The 19,138-nt window shown below is 37.2% G+C and carries 14 protein-coding genes; 9 read left to right on the top strand and 5 right to left on the bottom strand.

All coding sequences use genetic code 11. The annotated features are described in order from the left end of the window. Nucleotides 1–273: 273 nt before the first annotated feature. Both CWR48_RS19315 and CWR48_RS19310 read left to right on the top strand, forming a co-directional pair. A complete protein-coding gene (locus CWR48_RS19315; protein ID WP_115774927.1) occupies nucleotides 274–1,638 on the top strand; it encodes an SLC45 family MFS transporter in 1,365 nt (454 codons plus the stop codon). A 120-nt stretch (nucleotides 1,639–1,758) separates the two neighbouring features. After that, nucleotides 1,759–3,426 (top strand): glycoside hydrolase family 13 protein, encoded by a 1,668-nt coding sequence (locus CWR48_RS19310; RefSeq protein ID WP_115774926.1) that lies wholly within the window; start codon nucleotides 1,759–1,761, stop codon nucleotides 3,424–3,426. 101 nt (nucleotides 3,427–3,527) lie between these two features. Here the strand turns inward: CWR48_RS19310 and CWR48_RS20955 are convergent, their stop codons facing one another. Both CWR48_RS20955 and CWR48_RS19305 read right to left on the bottom strand, forming a co-directional pair. Then, complete coding sequence (locus tag CWR48_RS20955; protein ID WP_245976873.1) at nucleotides 3,528–3,818, bottom strand: hypothetical protein; 291 nt, start codon at nucleotides 3,816–3,818, stop codon at nucleotides 3,528–3,530. 56 nt (nucleotides 3,819–3,874) lie between these two features. After that, nucleotides 3,875–4,888 carry a serine hydrolase domain-containing protein gene (locus CWR48_RS19305; protein ID WP_245976872.1) on the bottom strand — a complete coding sequence of 338 codons (1,014 nt, stop codon included), beginning with the start codon at nucleotides 4,886–4,888 and terminating at the stop codon, nucleotides 3,875–3,877. A 184-nt stretch (nucleotides 4,889–5,072) separates the two neighbouring features. On the opposite strand from CWR48_RS19305, the gene CWR48_RS19300 reads away from it, so the two are divergent. Continuing rightward, on the top strand, nucleotides 5,073–5,675 hold the full coding sequence (locus CWR48_RS19300) for a TetR/AcrR family transcriptional regulator (protein WP_115774925.1): 603 nt from the start codon (nucleotides 5,073–5,075) through the stop codon (nucleotides 5,673–5,675). 282 nt (nucleotides 5,676–5,957) lie between these two features. Here the strand turns inward: CWR48_RS19300 and CWR48_RS19295 are convergent, their stop codons facing one another. After that, nucleotides 5,958–6,827 carry a helix-turn-helix transcriptional regulator gene (locus CWR48_RS19295; protein ID WP_115774924.1) on the bottom strand — a complete coding sequence of 290 codons (870 nt, stop codon included), beginning with the start codon at nucleotides 6,825–6,827 and terminating at the stop codon, nucleotides 5,958–5,960. 98 nt (nucleotides 6,828–6,925) lie between these two features. Here CWR48_RS19295 and CWR48_RS19290 point away from each other — a divergent pair, with 98 nt between their 5' ends. Further along, nucleotides 6,926–7,612 carry a DUF4386 domain-containing protein gene (locus CWR48_RS19290; RefSeq protein WP_245976871.1) on the top strand — a complete coding sequence of 229 codons (687 nt, stop codon included), beginning with the start codon at nucleotides 6,926–6,928 and terminating at the stop codon, nucleotides 7,610–7,612. 431 nt (nucleotides 7,613–8,043) lie between these two features. Here the strand turns inward: CWR48_RS19290 and CWR48_RS19285 are convergent, their stop codons facing one another. Then, a complete protein-coding gene (locus CWR48_RS19285; RefSeq protein WP_115774922.1) occupies nucleotides 8,044–8,535 on the bottom strand; it encodes a hypothetical protein in 492 nt (163 codons plus the stop codon). Nucleotides 8,536–9,242: 707 nt separating this feature from the next. Between CWR48_RS19285 and CWR48_RS19280 the strand changes: the two genes are divergently transcribed. Then, nucleotides 9,243–10,091: an MBL fold metallo-hydrolase gene (locus CWR48_RS19280; protein WP_115774921.1), complete on the top strand. Its 849-nt coding sequence runs from the start codon at nucleotides 9,243–9,245 to the stop codon at nucleotides 10,089–10,091. 196 nt (nucleotides 10,092–10,287) lie between these two features. Here the strand turns inward: CWR48_RS19280 and CWR48_RS19275 are convergent, their stop codons facing one another. After that, nucleotides 10,288–11,469 carry a NupC/NupG family nucleoside CNT transporter gene (locus CWR48_RS19275; protein ID WP_115774920.1) on the bottom strand — a complete coding sequence of 394 codons (1,182 nt, stop codon included), beginning with the start codon at nucleotides 11,467–11,469 and terminating at the stop codon, nucleotides 10,288–10,290. Between the two features lie 412 nt (nucleotides 11,470–11,881). Here CWR48_RS19275 and CWR48_RS19270 point away from each other — a divergent pair, with 412 nt between their 5' ends. The 4 genes from CWR48_RS19270 (at nucleotide 11,882) to CWR48_RS19255 (ending at nucleotide 18,539) form a co-directional block, all read left to right on the top strand. After that, nucleotides 11,882–13,243, top strand: coding sequence for an MFS transporter (locus tag CWR48_RS19270; protein ID WP_170140817.1), 1,362 nt, complete (start codon nucleotides 11,882–11,884; stop codon nucleotides 13,241–13,243). A 300-nt stretch (nucleotides 13,244–13,543) separates the two neighbouring features. Continuing rightward, the gene (locus CWR48_RS19265; RefSeq protein WP_115774918.1) at nucleotides 13,544–13,942 is read left to right on the top strand and encodes a (deoxy)nucleoside triphosphate pyrophosphohydrolase; all 399 of its coding nucleotides are present in this window, start codon (nucleotides 13,544–13,546) and stop codon (nucleotides 13,940–13,942) included. A 119-nt stretch (nucleotides 13,943–14,061) separates the two neighbouring features. Beyond that, a complete protein-coding gene (locus CWR48_RS19260; protein ID WP_115774917.1) occupies nucleotides 14,062–16,965 on the top strand; it encodes a DEAD/DEAH box helicase in 2,904 nt (967 codons plus the stop codon). 245 nt (nucleotides 16,966–17,210) lie between these two features. Further along, nucleotides 17,211–18,539: a GntT/GntP/DsdX family permease gene (locus CWR48_RS19255; protein ID WP_115774916.1), complete on the top strand. Its 1,329-nt coding sequence runs from the start codon at nucleotides 17,211–17,213 to the stop codon at nucleotides 18,537–18,539. Nucleotides 18,540–19,138 lie beyond the last annotated feature (599 nt).

The following is a 19,138-nucleotide window of genomic DNA, read 5'->3' as shown; positions in this document are numbered from 1 at the left end:
ATACTTATTGTTCAAATGTAAACGATTTGATTCGCAAAGCATGGTTATTTATATAATCTATCTTTGTGTCAATTTAATGGAAGATCTCAAGCCTTATTGCAAACGATTGCACTATGAGTTGTAGATTTTCAATGATGTTACAGAGCTGCATAGTAGCTTTTAAAGCGGTTAATTTGCAGGTGCGTCTCCTGCTAAATGTGGCAATGATAATTAACAAAAGGCGTGCAATAGCAAAGGGTTTACATATTCTACAGGTTACAGGAGGAAAGTATTATGCTTGAAGCAAAATCGGTAGACAATCATGAAAATAAGCCTAAACAATCACTGCCTAATTTACCAATAAGTACGATATGGATGATTAGTTTTGGGTTTTTAGGAGTGCAAATGGCATTCTCATTGCAAAGTTCAAATATGGGGCGTATCTTCCAGACCCTTGGTGCCGACCCAACACAATTAGGTTTCTTCTTTATTCTGCCACCACTGGCAGGTTTAGTTGTCCAGCCAATCGTCGGGTATTTATCTGATCGTACATGGATGCCAAAACTAGGGCGCCGTATTCCATATCTCATTGTAGGTACCATTGTTGCGGTAATTGTTATGTTTCTGCTCCCGAATGCCGGTAGTTTTGGCTTTGGTTTCGGTTCAGTATTGGCTCTGACCTTTGGTGCAGTTGCAATTCTATTTATGGACTTATCATCAAATGTTGCGATGCAGCCATTCAAAATGATGGTTGGTGACATGGTGAATGAAAAGCAGAAAGGCTTTGCATATTCGATTCAAAGCTTTCTCTCAAACAGTGGTGCTGTTTTAGCAAGTATTTTCCCTTTTATTCTAACGATGATGGGTGTTGCTAACAGTGCGCCAAAAGGGGTTGTACCGCCGTCTGTTGTTATTTCTTTTTATGCAGGGGCAATCATTCTGATAATTTGCAGTGTGTTTACAATCTTTAAGGTTAAGGAATATCCGCCAGCTGAATATGCTGCATATCATGGGATTACAGAGGAGTCGAATAAAGAGAAAGTAGGTATGCTGGAATTACTTCGTCATGCTCCAAAGGTATTTTGGACAATTACGGTTGTGCAATTCTTCTGCTGGATGGGATTCCAGTACTTATGGACGTATGGAACAGGCGCGATTTCTGCAAATGTTTGGAATACGGGTGATCCATCTACGGCTGCATACCAGCATGCTGGTAACTGGTTTGGTGTGCTGTCCGCTGTGCAGGCAATTGGAGCGGTATTGTGGTCACTTGCCTTGTCCCGTGTACAGAGTGACAAGCGCAAACCTGCTTATGCATTAAGTCTGATTCTTGGGGGAATAGGCTTCGGTTCTGTATTTTTTATTCATAATCAATGGGTACTGATTGTTTCATTTGTCCTGATTGGAATAGCTTGGGCGGCAATGATGACTTTTCCTTTTACAATTCTTACAAATGCTCTATCAGGCAAAAAAATGGGGACATATCTTGGACTGTTTAACGGCAGTATCTGTTTACCGCAAATCGTTGCTTCTTGCTTAAGCTTTATCCTATTCCCTGTAATGGGGTCATCAATGCCTGCGATGATTTTAATTTCAGGTATTCTGCTTATCATTGGTGCACTATCTGTTTCAATCATTAAAGAAACAAGTGCCAATTAATAGAGAACGATTATTGTGGAAAGAAACTCAACGCTCCCACTCAACAGCAGGGAAAACGGTTAATTACATTGGCAAGTCTTTGTTTTAATAGATAATTTTGTCTGACAAGGAGGTAAATAAATGGAAAGAAAATGGTGGAAAGAAGCGGTAGCATATCAGGTTTATCCACGGAGCTTCATGGATTCGAATGGAGATGGGATTGGCGATATTCAAGGCATTATTTCCAAGCTTGATTATCTAGAAGAGCTTGGCATCGATGTTATATGGATTAGTCCGATTTATAAATCCCCAAATGATGATAATGGGTATGACATTAGCGACTATAAAGACATTATGAGCGAATTTGGAACAATGGATGACTTCAACGAGCTATTAGAGGGAACACATTCCCGTGGGATGAAGCTGATCATGGACCTTGTGATTAACCATACATCTGATGAACATCAATGGTTCATTGAATCAAGAGCTTCAAAAGATAATCCATACCGGGATTATTATATTTGGCGACCAGGGAAGAACGGAAAGGAGCCAAATAATTGGGAATCCATCTTCGGCGGATCCGCCTGGGAATATGATGTGCAGACAGATGAATACTTCCTCCATGTCTTCTCAAGAAAGCAGCCGGATTTAAATTGGGAAAACCCGCGTGTACGCAAGGATTTATATGAAATGGTGAATTGGTGGCTGGATAAAGGGATTGATGGCTTCCGTGTCGACGCAATCTCTCATATTAAAAAAGCGCCTAATTTCCCTGATTTGCCGAATCCAAACAAACTAAAATATGTGCCATCCTTTGATGGGCATATGAATCAGGATGGCATCCAGGAATTTTTAGAAGAACTGAAAGAGGAAACATTTGATAAGTACGATATTATGACCGTTGGAGAAGCGAATGGTGTTAGTGTGGATGATGCAGATGAATGGGTAGGCGAGGAAAAAGGCAAGTTTAATATGGTCTTCCAATTCGAGCATCTTGATCTTTGGGGTAAAAGCAGCACAGGCGGACTTGATATTCATTCATTAAAAGAAACACTGACAAAATGGCAAAACGGGCTGGATGGTGTTGGCTGGAATGCCCTATTCCTTGAGAATCATGATCAGCCCCGTTCCGTGTCCTCATGGGCAGATGATCATAAATATAGAGTGGAATCGGCGAAATGCCTAGCGACAATGTACTTCCTGATGCAGGGTACACCTTTTATTTATCAAGGACAGGAAATAGGCATGACAAATGTCCAATTCGATTCAATTGAGGATTATCGAGATGTATCATCAAAAAATCTCTATCAAAATGAATCGGAAGCTGGGAAAACGCACCAGGAAATCATGGAGATTATCTGGAAAAATGGACGCGACAATTCGAGAACTCCGATGCAATGGAATGACAAGGAAAATGCAGGATTTACAACAGGAACACCTTGGATAAAAATGAATCCAAATTATAAGGATATTAATGTAGCAGAGGCATTAAAGGACCCGAATTCCGTTTATGCTTACTATAAAAAGCTGATTGATTTAAGAAAACAATACAATGTACTTGTTTATGGGCATTATAACTTAATCCTGCCTAAACATGATAAGATATTTGCTTACACAAGGTCACAGGATGATGACATGATGCTGATAATCACGAATCTATTCCCTAATGAAACAACGTTCATCCTACCGTCAGAATTAGGGGAGCTTTCATATGAGCTATGTCTTTCAAACTATGCGGTAGATTTAAAAGAAAGTGTTAAAGCATTTACGTTAAGGCCTTATGAAGCACGGGTATATAAGTTAAATTAGAGTATGAATGGGCGCTGAGCATTGAGGCGTCCTTTTTTCATTGCATAGGAAAAGGCTGTTGAGAATTCTACTTGCTCAACAGCCTGGGAAGTTTTAGTTATTTATTCATTATTACTTTTTAAGAGTTGCCTAAACGCAAAATGAAGACGATTATCTGAAAACTGTAGCAAGTACTCTGTCCCTTGCATTGTAATTATGACAGCCCTTTTGCCCACTGTACGGTTTGGAATTTCAATTCCTTGGTATTCAACAAAAATGGTAGCATCTCTTTCATAGACCTTGATTGTTAGACCCTCACTAGACTGATATGTACCAATGATTGCCTGGCGGTCCGTTTTAGTGAGCACATAATCGTCATATTTCATTGCTGCTTTATCAGGTTCAATATCCATTTCGCTCTGTACAGCCCCTTTTAAAAGAGCTTCAGCAGGTGCACCTGCAATGTTCGTTAAACAAATGCCAGCAATGTCTTTCTCAGGTAATACTGCAAAATGTGCTGACGCGCCTTTAATACTTCCACCATGTTGAATGAGCGTTGTGCCAAAAAATCAGGTATGACAAAGAGGCCATAACCATAATGCACATCCGGCTCCACTTCAATATGTTTGGAAGTTAACACATCAAGACTTTCTGGAGTTAAAATAGCCTTACCGTTGTTCAAAAAGATATCTCCGAAACGGAGCATATCATTGGCAGTCGATTTTACATAACCGGCTGGCCGCATCGCAGGAGCATCCCACCATTCAGGTGAGTATTCAACCGCTGGCTTAGCGGAAGTTGGATCGATGCTGTACAGGCGTGATGCCCGCTCATTGATGCGATCTAGTTGGAAGAAACTGTTTTTCATCCCGAGAGGTTGAAAGATGTTTTTCTCTATATAGTGTTCATACGGCAGTCCACTAACACGTTCAATAATAATGCCCAGCAGAGCGTAGCTATCGTTTGAATAGCTGAATGATCGGCCGGGTTGATCAAGCGAGGTGAATTGAATCGTATTTAAATAGTCTATAAGATCGTCATAAGTATCAATGCTATCTTGCTCTCTATCAAGGGGTACACCGAGCTTGATCTGCAAATCGAATGAACCATCCCTCTCCATTGATTGCTTATTCGCGTAAAAGAGCGTATTCAATGGGGGAATACCAGATGTATGTGTCATCAAGTGATGAAGTGTTATATCATCACTTCCTTCGAACGTAATCTCGGGTATGTATGTTTTAATGGTGTCATGGACAGATAGTTTACCAGCTTCTTGCAGCTGAAGTATCGCTATACTTGTCATTGACTTTGTAATACTGCCAATGCCAAAGATGGTGTCAGCTGTAACAGGTAACTGATTTTCTTGATCTCGGTAGCCGAAGCCTTTTTCGTAACGTTGTCTGTTCAACGCGATGATTGCCCCTGGGGTTTGATGGGTGTTTATAAGTGATTCAGCGAACCCTTCGTAGATATCTTTATTCAAATTAACGCCTCCATTTAAATGTCGTCTTAGAGCTTCCCTTTAATCCATGCTTTATTGAATAACTTTGAAAACCTAAATTTATTTGACCCTTTTCAATAAAAAATTAAAAAGTGACCGGTTGGTATTTAAGTTCTAATTAGTATATTAATGTGATATAATACGATTGTCAAGAGGAGGAAGGATAATGAATAGAAAAAGAATGACGCAGGAGGAGCGAAAACAAGAAACACGGAAAATGCTTCTGGATTCAGCTGCAGAGATTTTTGCTCAACTAGGGTTTCATGGGGCATCGGTTGATAAAATTGCAGAATTTGCAGGATACAGTAAAGGAGCCGTATACGCTAACTTTAATTCGAAGGAAGAACTGTTTCTGGCTTTATTAGAACAGAAAATGAAAAGAGATTTAGATACTATTCACCAAATCATGAAACAACAACATTCCATTGATCATTTTATAGAAAAAATGGATTATTATTTTGACTTAGATAGACAGACTAACAGAGTTTGGAGCATACTTAACATGGAATTTCTCTTATATGCCATGCGTCAGGAATCGGTGCGTCAAAAGTGGACTGCCATGATAGAGGAATCAGTAGGACAAATTTCTGGTGTTATTGAAAAAATGATGGAACAGGAGAACCGTGTGAGTACTCTATCGGCCGAAGAATTTGCATGGACCATTCTATCTTTAGGAAATGGTATGGCTATTCTTCATTATATTTCCGAAGGGCGTGCCCCCCTTAACTTGTATGGGAAAGCGTTGCAAAGTATTATTAAGCCTTCCTAATTACTAATAATGGTCTCTTCCTAATGGGGCAGCGTGAGGAAAATGGGGATTTACAATGATAAGGAAATTTGAATATTAAAAGCCAATTCCTCAGTTAATAGTGAGAGATTGGCTTTTTTGTTTCTCTATAAACCGCGATTTTAGAATAAACTATTGCATAAGTATTGTACTAAAGAAATCCACATTTACAGCAAGATTTGGAAAGTCGAACCTTCCCATACCATGCTATCTTAATCTTAGTCATACAACTTTATGAAATGGAAAGGAGCATCATTGCTGATATTACAAGTCTGCATCTGCAGGAAGCTTTTTGATAGGTGTATAGATGTGATAGCCGGAATCAAGGTTGTGAATATTATCAAAAACTTGAATGAGTTCAATATTTGAATTCCCTGTATCGAGCTTTGAGATTTTTAAAAACCGCGCATAATCTGTTTTGAGGACATCACCGATATCAAGCAGATCACCGAAATAGTTGAACTTGGCACAAAAAATCTCGGGAACATCAACCGTGAAATAATAAGGTTTATCTATCTGAATATCATGGGCAATCCCAACGAGAACCTTAAACCTGCTTGAATTTGGCTCACAGTCCGAATAGATGACATAACAGGAACCATTTATCGTTTCATCAATGTTATTTAACAGCATTTTTGAATGGGAGTGAATTTTCATCTTGTAATCTTCCGTTGCCAAATCAACTTCAAAGGCGATACCACTTATTCGGGTCGTATGGAATTCGGTTAAGGTGAAATCAGTGACAATATCGCCATTGATATTTTTAATCGGTCGTTTTACAACAGAGGGTATTTGTGATGGAGCTAATGAATTGCTTTCTGCTCTTAAAGCACTTGGAGCAATACCATACTGGCGTTTGAAGGCACGGGTAAAGGATGCCTGCGTTCCGAAGTTCAGCTGGTATGCAATATCCGTTAGCGATAAGTTTTCATTTTGTATTAATGTTAGCGATGCATTTAATCTTCTGGAGAGGATGTAGCTGTTTAATGAACAACCCATCATGGCGGAAAAAAGTCTATGAAAATAGTATTTGGACGTGTTGAAGGCATTAGCAACAGAAGTGACGGATAAAGGCTGTTGGATATTTTTTTCAATATAGGTCAAAGCATCCTCAATAACTTCATAATGTTCCATAGTAACCCCTCATAACGAATATTTTTTGAATGTTTCAAAATCAGTATAACATATTGTGTGTAGATAGGTGACTAAATAATTATTCCAAGGAGGAAAAGATGATGACACAGGATAGAAGGAATGGAATTATTATCGGTATTTTCTATATCGTGGCAGCGGCTTCTTCCATTATTGCGGTGGTTTTCTATCAGTCGGTATTGTCAGAGGAGTGGTATATGTCTGCGGTAAATGGATTTGAAACGAAGGTGTTGATTGGCGTACTGAATGACCTTTTGCTTGTTGTATCGGCAGTTGGGACAGCGATAATAATGTTTCCTTATCTTCGCCATTGGAATGAGCATATTGCATTAGGCTATCTTTGTTTTCGATTTATGGAGGCTGTTTTTATTGCAATCGGCTTGGTAAGCATATTAGGCTTAGTGCAGTTAAGCATGCATTATGAAGCAGGCAGCATTGCAGGTGAAAATTTACAGGCCACAGGTTTCATGCTGCAATCCTTTCATCGCTGGACGTTCGTTTTGGGTCCAAATCTGATGCTGGGCATCAATACGATGATGTATAGTTATTTACTCTTTAGGACCGGTTTAGTACCGAAGCCGCTAGCGATATTTGGGATGGTGACAGCGATTATGGTATTCATATCCGGGGTATTGGATATGTTTGGTATTGTAGAACCTGCGTCTGCAGTAAAAGGACTTACCGCGCTACCTGTGGGCGTTTATGAGATGAGTTTGGCAGTTTGGCTGATTGTGAAGGGGTTTCGCAGGGGAAGATTGAGGAATTAAAAGCATAATTCACCAGTCGAGTGAAGAGGTTGTGGGACAAGGAACCTGACCTCTTGACTCCTTTTAAGGAATAAAACAATTTATCGTTTCTCAAGAAGCTCCCACGACAAGAAGATTACTAGTGAATAAATATCGATTGGCAATAATACTAGTGCCCAATGCATTGAAGTGACTCTAGAAAGTAAGCAAAACCATTGGGAAATAGACGGAAGTTTCAATTGTTATTAAAACACAGTTATTATCTAGAATCCGCACTTATAAAAATTATAAACAGATAACAAGCCAAAACAACAAGTTTTGTATAAAAACTTGGCATTTTGGCTTGTTAATATTACTTTTGTAATATTTTCCACTTCTGTCCAACAAATATAGACTTCTTCAAACGTTACGAATCAAAAATAGATGAGTTATGAAACGGTATCATACATTTATCAACACAAAGCAATGATCTTATAGGGAGTGGTTTGAGCTGGAATGCTAAAAGTGGCAGTACCATATACAACAAGCAAGTTTCGGTTTGCAGGATTCAGCGTGAAGGGTTGATCGTTTTGTAATAATATCGGAGTATAACTAGAAATATTCAATTGTAGTTGACCATCACTACTCACCAGCTGGCTGTTAAAATAGTCTACCTTTACGCTTTGATAATCGTTTTCTTTTACGATTATGAGGGCTTGATATTGTGGCGGGTAAATAAGAATGACAGGGACATTGACATCATAAAAACCGGTTACACGGTCTCCAACTGAAACTATAACATGGTCCAGAAAATAGGTCGTTGGACTAATCACGAAATTTACTATTGAACCATCTTCACTTAATAAAGACATTAATTTAAAACACCCTTGTAATTCCTCATCTGACCCTACTGAATAATTTTGAATCGAGGTAACTGTACCAGAAAAAGAAGCGTATTTTTTCATTTTTTCCCCTCCATTTTGATCAACCGTTAATGTAATTCAATAACCTGGAAAATTCGAGAGCGCGGAATGTCCAATATTTAATGGAAATTAGCTGGCCTAATAAATATTATGATGAAGAGGATTAGATGTTCATTAGTTAAGGCTAGCAAGACTATTAGAAAATGTTGATCATGAAAAGGAGTATGCTATGTATAACTATTATTCTATGACTAATATAAATCATCTAAGCGTTGTTTTGTTATGTAACTGGGTATCGAGTACCAATGTCTGTTAAACAGGAATAAACACTCGCAACATATGGGAAAAGCAAGGTTACGTTTGTTATAGGTGGAGCAGGTGTATCCAAGTCAAAGGGTCAGTCCCCTATTCTCTTTATATTGGATCGCTATTTATTGATTATTATCAAAGAAGAACATACAATAATGTCTTATGTATCTATGTTGATAATGGCGAAGAATTGGGCGTAATAACAAATTGAGTGCTTTTCCAAGGCAAGGATGTCCATACCAAGGAAATGCCACAAGAGATATTAGAAGTGATACGAGAGATTATCTTTATATTGCCCATGTGCAGTAGGAGTTAAGACGCTGTGAGGTTCTTTTTATAAGAAATCCCATCATTATTTTCCCTCAAACGTTAGGTAAAGATTATGAGTAAACCACAGCTATTTGATTAAAAATATAATAAAAGAAAGGTGGCAGCAATTTATGCACTCCATTAACAAAATAGGGCAGCATTTTTGGTATATCACTGCAATATCGGTGACCGACCGGCCCATTCTCGGAATGGTGGTTGGAAATAACAAGACACTAATGATTGACGCAGGTAACTCAGAAGACCATGCGAAATATTTTCTAAACGAACTATCAAAAAAGGAGGTCCCAAATCCTGATATGGTTGTTCTTACGCATTGGCATTGGGATCACATCTTTGGACTTGCAGCATTGCCTCATACAGTTTCGATAGCGTCCACCGAAACAAAAAAAGCAATGGAAAAGCTGATCCCATTTTCCTGGTCAGACGAAGCATTGGATGAACGAGTGAATGAAGGAGTAGAAATAGAATTTTGTGCGAATGCAATTAAGGAGGAATACAAGGATCATCGCGATATTTCGATTGTCTTGCCAGATTTAACTTTTGAAAAACGGGTGGAAATAGACCTTGGCGGAGTAACCTGTATCGTACAGTACGTTGGAGGGGATCACGCTGCAGATTCAGTAATCGTATATATTAAAGAAGATAAAATTCTCTTTCTTGCGGACTGTATTTACCCGAATATGTATGCCGAAAAAGAAAACTATACAATCAAGGAAACACTGCGGCTATTAGATGAATTAGAATCATTTGATGCAGATACATATATACCTTCGCATCAAAAGCCGATATCCAAAGAGGAATTTATTCAGGAAGCAGCCAAACTTAGAACCATTGCCAAATATACAGATAGTTTCGGTGGTAATAAACAGAACATAATAGAGGAGTACGGAAAATACGTAGACAGAGAACTGACAGAAGACGAAATGGTAACAATCACCGACTTTGTAAATGGTTATTAAATTAAATTCGTGTTTTGCGGGAAATTATTATTCGGTGTGTATAAAAGGTCTGCTATATTAGCAAAAGGCAGTGGTTTGTCCCACTGCCTTTTTTAAGTAATTATGATAATATGGATTTTTCTTTTTCTCTACCTTTAACCAGTGGTTTTATCACGCATTAACAGGCTATAATACCCCCACTGAATGAAGTTTCACTTTATAAAACGAGACTAACGATAATACCTGAAAGGATGCTTACAAGTGTGGCACCATATAATAGCTTCAATCCAAAACTTGCGACGACATTCCCTTGCTCCGCGTTCAGACTTTTAACAGCTCCAGTAATAATGCCAATCGATGAGAAGTTGGCGAACGATACAAGGAACACAGAAAGAATCCCAAGTGTACGTGAACTGAATTCATGGCTGCTACCGGACAAATCCAACATTGCGACAAATTCATTGGTCACTAATTTAGTTGCCATAATCTCCCCGGCACTAATAGCCTCTGATAAAGGAATCCCCATTATCAGTGCAACTGGAGCAAAAAGATAACCTAATAGATGCTGGAAAGAAATGCTGAATATTAGTTCAAACACGTGATTGATTGCCGCCATTAAAGCAATGAACCCAATCAGCATGGCACCGACAATAACTGCAACCTTAAAACCATCAAGGATATACTCCCCAAGCATTTCAAAAAACGATTGCTTTCTTTGATCCTTTATTTCTAACATATCCTCATCAGGCTTTACCTCATAAGGATTAATAATCGAGGCGATAATAAAACCACCAAATAAATTTAAAACTAATGCTGTGACAACATATCTTGGTTCAAGCATTGTCATATAAGCAGCAACGATGGACATCGATACAGTCGACATTGCCGAAGCACATAGCGTATACATACGCTGTTTCGGAAGCAGGCCGAGTTGTTTCTTTAACGTGATGAAAACCTCGGATTGTCCGACCATTAACGAAGCAACTGCATTATATGATTCAATTGTACCCATTCCATTCACTTTGCTTAATAGCCATCCAATTCCCTTCATAAGAAACGGCAGAATTCTCAGGTACTGGAGTATACCAATTAATACAGAAATAAATACGATTGGCAGCAATACAGTCAAGAAGAATGGAGCCTCTCCTTTATTCGCCAAGCCGCCAAATACAAAGTTTATTCCTTCGCTTGCGTATTCGAGCAATTTATTAAAAAAAGAAGAAATTCCCTGAATGATGATGTAGCCATATTCCGTATTTAGCAGTACTACTGAGAAAACGATTTGAATGACAATCATCGTGATAATTGGTTTATATTTTATCTCTTTTCGATTGGAGCTTACTAGCCAGGCCAAAAGCAATACGACAAGAATACCTATAATCGCAATACCATATTTCATATATAACCTCCTGATGAATTTAATTAATCTATGGACCTCTAGTATATTAACATTATTAAAGTTACGAGAATAGTTTTTTACAATGCAATAAATATTTTCCCCCAATTTATAGAAAGGAACCAGACATCCGTTTATCCAAGTAAAACTATCTAAAGTGAGTTTAACCTTAAATCCCAAGGTGTTGAAAATGGAATGCTATGCCTACATTAGATTGTTCTTTGCTACAACAAATGTTTCATCGTTAAGGGAGGATTAATATGGAAACCCTTATTCAACAGATTAAGGCGCTACCAAATAGAGTTGAAAGAATAAAAGATAACATTCAAACAGAAGAAGTAATTATTAGGATATGATATCATTGTTAAAACGACAAAAGTACATAATCACCGAGTAAATGAATGGAGAAAACAGAATGATCAAAGGAAATAAAAAACAAGAGAAATGGATTATATTAGCCATTGCGTTAGGCGTTATTTTGAACCCATTAAATACAACGATGATCACGGTTGCCTTACCATCGATACAGAAGGAATTTCAACTGAATACAACGGATATTTCCTGGCTTATCGCATCTTATTTTATAATTAGTGCAATTTTCACACCACTGATAGGTAAATTAAGCGATACCTATGGCCGGAAGAACATTTATTTAATTGGAATGGCTTTGGTTGTCATATCATCTATTCTGGCACCATTATCTCCGAATATGCCTGTATTGCTTGCGATGCGGGGCATCCAGGCGATTGGAACATCCGCACTTTTACCAGCCGGAATAGGGATTATCCGAAATACAATCCAGAACAAACAAAACCGGGTTATTGGCACATTGTCTGTGTTCGCGACAACATCAGCTGCATTTGGGCCAACGATTAGTGGTTTATTGATCCAGTTTGGCGGTTGGCCAGTGATCTTCTATGTGAATCTGCCGGTTCTCGCAGTTGGCATTGTCTTAGCTATCTTATTTATACCAAAGGATGAGAAAAATACTGGGAAAAAATTCAAATGGGATTTCGGCGGCATTATTTTATTCAGCTTACTCATCACGTGCTGGATGGTGTTTTTACTATCACTAGAAGATGGTCTGCAAATTGGCATATTCATTCTTGCTATAGTGCTTACTGTCCTGTTTTTTGTATTTGAAAAGAAGAAAGAAGATCCATTTATTAATGTGAACTTCTTCCAAAAAAATTCGAATATCACACTGATTTATGTTCAGTATATTTTATCAACGGTGATTTTCTTTGCTATCTTATTGAGTCTGCCTACATATCTGCAAAGTATAATTGGGGTAGGTTCGGATTCTGCGGGTCTTACCATGCTTTCCTTATCCATCTTTGCTATGGTAACAACACCTATTGCTACAAGATGGATGGAAAAAGCGGGATTCCGAATTCCTCTACTATTCAGTGGGCTTACAGGCTTAATTGGCGTTACCTTGTTATTCACCATACAATATGACTCTCCGTTATATTGGGTTGCAGTCGTGTTAGCTATTTTTGGAATCAGCAATGGTGTCCAAAATATCGGATTACAAAACCTGTTGTATTCTTTCATCCATGCATCGGAAAGCGGAATTGCTTCGGGCCTCCTGATGACATCAAGGTTTATAGGAAACATCCTGGCATCGAGCATCTATGGTCTGGCATTTGCAACTGGAATGAATGATGGGAATATGAACACGATGGTGATTGTGCTAGTCGTTGTTGCGGTTGTATTGCTTCCGGGAATGATTTATGTGACTAGTTATGGAAGAGCGGGTGGAAGAGAACGGTGATATATATTTTATATGGGAAAAGTGCTAGGCAATCTAACAAGACGGTGATGACTATAAGTAATGCCGAAAAGTAAACGAAAAAGGGCATTTTTATACCAAGCAACACTAGTATATCTTTTGTTGTAAACAGGAATATTCCCCCTATATTACGATTTGCCTTTAAAAGGGAAAAATCCCTGTCACTCCGTCTCTCGGGTTATAGAGATCCGAAATTAAATATTTCCTTCTGCTCAAAGGTTTCGTCTATAATATATTAATAATCCAAAGAATATAAGCTACTTTCATCAAAAGGAGGACACTATGAAGAAAGATATACATGTTGTTGGAGCGGTAATCATTAAAAATGGAAAAATACTATGTGCCCAAAGAGGTCCAGATAAATCATTACCTTATAAATGGGAATTTCCTGGAGGGAAAATTGAAGCAGGCGAGACACCGCAAGGAGCACTAAAAAGGGAAATAAATGAAGAAATGCATTGCCAAATAGAAATTGGTGGAAAGGTGGAACATACCGATTATGAATATGATTTTGGTATTGTCCATTTAACTACATATGTATGTAAACTTATTGAGGGTGAACCAGTATTAACAGAGCATGCTGAAATAAAATGGTTAGCTCCGAATGAACTTGAATCATTGGATTGGGCTCCCGCAGATATACCGGCTATTGAGAAGTTAGCAAATGAGTATTCCTTATAATAAATACAAAGCTATTCATAATTCATGAATAGCTTTTTGAATATTTTTGAATATATTTGCGATTAAGTATATGGAATAGTACAATTATCCTATAAATAAGGTAATGAATGGTGGTTACTATGGAGAATTTTATACAAAATTTAAAGACATCGTTACATAAAGGATTCATTGATAAAGGGTACGCTAAATCAAGCCGATATACACCTAAGCTTTTAGTAAATAATTCGAAACAAAATGAAAACGTACTAACCTCATTACTCGAAGAACTAGAGAGCTGTAACTCTTTTATCTTCTCTGTTGCTTTTATTACGGAAAGCGGACTCGCTACTCTTAAATCATATTTACTAGATCTCAAGAGAAAAGGAATAAATGGCCGTATCTTAACCTCTACCTTTCTAAATTTCAATCAACCAAAAGTATTTAAGGAATTAATGAAGATTTCAAATGTTGAAGTGAGATTGACGGATATAGAAGGATTTCACTCAAAGGGTTATATATTTAGTCATGAAGACTATTATTCTTTAGTTGTTGGAAGTTCAAACTTAACTGCCCATGCCTTAAAGGTAAATCATGAATGGAATGTAAAACTTACTTCTCATGAAGATGGTGAGGTAATTTATCATTTCAAAAATCAATTTGAAGAGGTATGGAAAGATTCACAAGTGTTAACCGACTCGTGGATATCAAAATATGAAAGTACATATACTCCTGTAGAATATAGTAAGGCAGAAAAGGTAATCGAATTACCTGCACAATATAATGTTAATCCTCTCGAGGAAGCGCTGCAAATTAAGCCAAATAAAATGCAACAAGCAGCACTTAAACAGATCCAGGCTGTTCGAGACGCTGGCTATGATAAAGGGTTGGTTATTTCAGCAACAGGAACAGGCAAGACATATCTTTCAGCATTTGACGTAAGAAGATTTAGACCAAAGAAAATGCTATTTATTGTCCACCGTGAGCAGATACTTAATAAAGCAAAATCAGACTTTCAGCGAATTATGGGAGGACCAACGCAAGATTTCGGAGTCCTATCAGGCTCTAACAAGCAAACGAGTGCTAGGTATTTATTTGCTACAATACAAACGATCTCTAAAACAGAAACGCTAAATCAATTTGACCCAGAGGAATTTGATTATATTCTTATAGATGAGGTCCATAAAGCTGGTGCGAAATCATATCTTAGTGTAATCGAGTACTTCCAGCCGCAATTTTTAATGGGGATGACAGCTACACCAGAACGTACAGATGATTTCAATATTTATGAGCTATTTGATTACCATATTGCTTATGAAATTCGTTTACAGGAAGCGTTGGAAGAAGACATGCTTTGTCCATTTCATTATTTTGGTGTGACAGATTTGGAATATGACGGAGAGATTATTGACGATGCGACTATTTTGTCAAACCTAGTTACAGAAGAGCGTGTAAATCATATTATTGATAAGATTAATTACTATGGATTTTCGGGTGATAGTGTACGAGGATTGATGTTTTGTAGCAGAAAGGAAGAAGCGATTAAACTATCTGCAGCATTAAATGAAAAAGGATTCCTTACTGTTGCGTTGACTGGTGACAATTCTCAGGAAGAGAGAATACATCAAGTAGATAGACTGGAAAATGGCGCAATTGATTACATATTAACGGTGGATATTTTTAATGAAGGAATAGATATCCCAAGCATAAATCAAGTTGTGATGTTAAGACAAACACAATCAAGTATCATTTTTATTCAACAACTAGGACGAGGACTCCGTAAACATAATACAAAGGACTTTGTTACGATCATTGATTTTATTGGTAACTATAAGAACAACTATTTAATCCCTGTAGCGTTGTCAGGAGATAAGTCACAGAACAAAGATAATATCCGCAGACACACATCAGAAACTAGCTATATTAAAGGAGTTTCGACAGTGAACTTTGAAGAAATTGCCAAAAAGCAAATCTTTAAGTCTATTAATAATAGTAATTTAACAGCAATGAAGATTATAAAAGATGCGTATGTTGAATTAAAAAATAGAATTGGTAAGATTCCATATTTTTATGACTTTGTAACGAATCATTCTATTGATCCAGTTGTTATTGCAGAAAAATATAAGAACTACTATCAATTTCTGTTAAAAATGAAAGAAGAAATTCCCGTAATAAATGTATACGGAAATAGTGTGCTAACAATGCTTTCAACCGAAATATTAGATGGAAAGAGAAAACATGAACTCATTTTGCTGAATTTGTTATTGCAAAATGAAAAAGTGAAATATGAGGATTACCTGGAGGAATTAAAGAAATCAAATTGTCTAGTAGATGATGCTACATTAAATTCGGTGCATCGCGTACTCAACTTAACATTTTTTACTCAAGCAGACCAGGTAAAATATGGAGGCGAGCCAATTGTAATCTGGCTTGAAGATAAAAAGTATTGTGCGTTCAATAACAAGATAAAAGATAGTCTAAATTCAATTCAATTCTTCAAGCATTTAGTGAATGATGTCTTACAAAGTGCAATGGAAAAGAGTAAAACCTATCAATCGAATAAGCCACTTACACTTTATGAGAAGTATTCCAGAAAAGATGCTTGTAAATTGTTGAACTGGCATAATGACGAAAGTTCAACGATGTACGGCTACAAGCCAAAACACCAAACATGCCCTATATTTGTTACCTATCATAAAAATGACGAGGTAGAAGCGAGTGTAGACTATGGGGATGAATTTATCAGTCCAGAGATTCTTAAATGGTATACGAGAAGTAACAGAACTTTGGAATCAGGAGAGGTTCAAAAGATAATAAATGCAGGAGAGAACGACAGTGATATTCATATCTTTATGAAAAAGGATGATGACGAAGGTAGTGGATTTTATTATTTAGGAGAAGCAATTCCTGATAAACAGACTGTTCAACAAGATAAGATGAAGGATAAAAAAGGTAAGGAAATTCCAGTTGTACATATGAATATGGTGATGGAGCAGCCGATTGATAGTAAGTTGTATCGTTATATTGTGGATGGAGTGGATGGTTAGTATTCACTTAATGACTGGTAATATAGATATTTTCTTTGTTGGCTATCTAAATATCATCCAATTAAACTAGTCAGAAGGGGGTCAGTCCCCCACTTCCAAATCCTCGAAGTCTTGTAGTTCTAGTGTAAAACACCTTAACTATAGAAAATTTTTTTAAATTAAAAAGGTTTACTTGTGAAATATTCTTTCCTATAATAATATGGGAGTTATTTCCAAATAACTCTAATGAAGGGTGGTTTACTTTTATGGATTCATATTTATTAGTAATTACACTACTAGCAATCGTGATTGTTGTCGTTGGTGTTTCTTATTTTAAATGGCATGCTTTTATTAGTTTACTAGTAGCAAGTTTATTCTTAGCGATTTTCTCCGGGATGGAATGGGGTGAAATTGTAGGCGCTTATGAAACTGGCGTTGGCGGTACTCTTGGTCACTTAATTGGTATAATCGCACTTGGTACGATTCTAGGGAAAATGTTAGCTGAATCAGGTGCTGGACTTGTAATCGCTAACTATTTTATCAAAGTATTTGGTGAGAAGAGATTACCATGGGCAATGTTTATCTCTGGATTTATTATTGGTATACCAGTTTTCTTTGAAGTTGGTATTTTAATCCTATTACCGCTTGTTATTTCTATAGCAAAGGCGTCAAAGCAAAATATTTTACGTATTGGTTTACCAGCCATTGCCGGTCTTTCTATTGTCCATGGAATTGTTCCTCCGCATCCAGGTGCAGTTGCGGCAATTGGAATTTATGGGGCAAATTTAGGTACGGTTCTTTTATATTCACTAATTATCGCCATTCCTGCTGGACTTATTGGTGGACCACTTTTTGGAAACTGGATTTCTAAAAGAATAGTTCCGCAAGGCGAACCAACATTAGTTAAAGTAGAAGAAAAAGACAATAAACAAATGCCAAGTGTTGGTGTTTCTTTCTTATCTATCTTACTACCAGTTATTTTAATGTTATTCGGTACTTTTGCACCTTATATTCCAGCAAGTGAAGGTGTCATTAGTTTTCTTGAATTTATCGGTAGTCCATTAATTGCCATGTTTCTTTCCGTCTTCATAGCTTTTTGGCTTCTTGGTTTCCGGAATGGCATGGATAAAAATATCATTAAAAAATACGTTGATGAATGTATACTTCCGGTTGCATCCATTATTTTAATAATTGGAGCTGGCGGAGGATTCAAACAAGTATTGATTGATAGCGGTATCGGTGATGTCATAGGGGGTATGTCACAAGATTTAAACCTATCTCCTATCATCATGGCTTTTGCCATAGCAGGTTTAATCCGAATTGCAACCGGTTCAGCAACTGTTGCTTTAACAACAGCTGCTGGTATTGTTTCACCAATTATTGCAGGAATGACTGGTGTTAACTTAGAATTGCTAGTTATTGCTACTGGAGCTGGTTCATTAATGTTCTCACATGTTAATGATGCTGGTTTCTGGATGGTAAAAGAATATCTAGGCTTATCGGTTAAAGAAACATTCAAGACTTGGACAGCACTAGAAACAATCCTATCCTTTGCAACCTTTATCGGTGTGCTTATTTTAGACATTTTTGTATGATGATAAAACCTATATTTAAGTAATAAGTAAAAGGGGCTCCCTAAACCAAAGCACTGATTTAGGGAAAACCCCTTTTTTTTTTTATATTTAATTTATAGTTTTGTTAAGGAAATTGCTTCGCGTATTGGGACTGACACCATAGCTAAGATAGCAACAGGAGCAAATGCAAACGAAACAAATAATGAAACAGAGACAGGCTTAAATCATTCAAGACTGTCTCTATTTCTATATTACTGTAATAATAATTGGATTTTCGCTTGGGTCTTTTAATTGAATCGACCTTTTATCCTTCTGCTCAAAGGAAATGTCATATTGTCGTAAAATAGCCTCTATTTTCTCTAAATCTTCGAAGTCTTTTAGTTCTAGTGTAAAATAGCTTAACCCAGTTGCATCTTGGGGTGGATGTGGATTGTTTAAACCGTTCCAGACATTCCCAGCAATATGATGATGATATCCATATTCATCAGAAGAAACAAATAATGCAGTGTCAATAATCTCCTGTGGTTCGTATTAATACTTTCCTAAGTAACAAATACTTTACTCAGATGCTCTAGTAGTTTGAGTCGCCAAAGTATCCCAAAACGCAACATCTTTATCAT

Source organism: Oceanobacillus arenosus, assembly GCF_003369575.1.
Taxonomy (GTDB): domain Bacteria; phylum Bacillota; class Bacilli; order Bacillales; family Amphibacillaceae; genus Oceanobacillus; species Oceanobacillus arenosus.
The sequence above is the reverse complement of the archived record's forward strand: the minus strand, read 5'-3'. Positions and strand labels throughout refer to the sequence as shown.

What these genes read in the sequence shown, in the direction of transcription:
- CWR48_RS19315 (WP_115774927.1), top strand. Translation starts at nt 274, where the DNA reads ATGCTTGAAGCAAAATCGGTAGACAATCATGAAAATAAGCCTAAACAA.
- CWR48_RS19310 (WP_115774926.1), top strand. Translation starts at nt 1,759, where the DNA reads ATGGAAAGAAAATGGTGGAAAGAAGCGGTAGCATATCAGGTTTATCCA.
- CWR48_RS20955 (WP_245976873.1), bottom strand. Translation starts at nt 3,818, where the DNA reads ATGGATATTGAACCTGATAAAGCAGCAATGAAATATGACGATTATGTG.
- CWR48_RS19300 (WP_115774925.1), top strand. Translation starts at nt 5,073, where the DNA reads ATGAATAGAAAAAGAATGACGCAGGAGGAGCGAAAACAAGAAACACGG.
- CWR48_RS19295 (WP_115774924.1), bottom strand. Translation starts at nt 6,827, where the DNA reads ATGGAACATTATGAAGTTATTGAGGATGCTTTGACCTATATTGAAAAA.
- CWR48_RS19290 (WP_245976871.1), top strand. Translation starts at nt 6,926, where the DNA reads ATGATGACACAGGATAGAAGGAATGGAATTATTATCGGTATTTTCTAT.
- CWR48_RS19285 (WP_115774922.1), bottom strand. Translation starts at nt 8,535, where the DNA reads ATGAAAAAATACGCTTCTTTTTCTGGTACAGTTACCTCGATTCAAAAT.
- CWR48_RS19280 (WP_115774921.1), top strand. Translation starts at nt 9,243, where the DNA reads ATGCACTCCATTAACAAAATAGGGCAGCATTTTTGGTATATCACTGCA.
- CWR48_RS19275 (WP_115774920.1), bottom strand. Translation starts at nt 11,469, where the DNA reads ATGAAATATGGTATTGCGATTATAGGTATTCTTGTCGTATTGCTTTTG.
- CWR48_RS19270 (WP_170140817.1), top strand. Translation starts at nt 11,882, where the DNA reads ATGATCAAAGGAAATAAAAAACAAGAGAAATGGATTATATTAGCCATT.
- CWR48_RS19265 (WP_115774918.1), top strand. Translation starts at nt 13,544, where the DNA reads ATGAAGAAAGATATACATGTTGTTGGAGCGGTAATCATTAAAAATGGA.
- CWR48_RS19260 (WP_115774917.1), top strand. Translation starts at nt 14,062, where the DNA reads ATGGAGAATTTTATACAAAATTTAAAGACATCGTTACATAAAGGATTC.
- CWR48_RS19255 (WP_115774916.1), top strand. Translation starts at nt 17,211, where the DNA reads ATGGATTCATATTTATTAGTAATTACACTACTAGCAATCGTGATTGTT.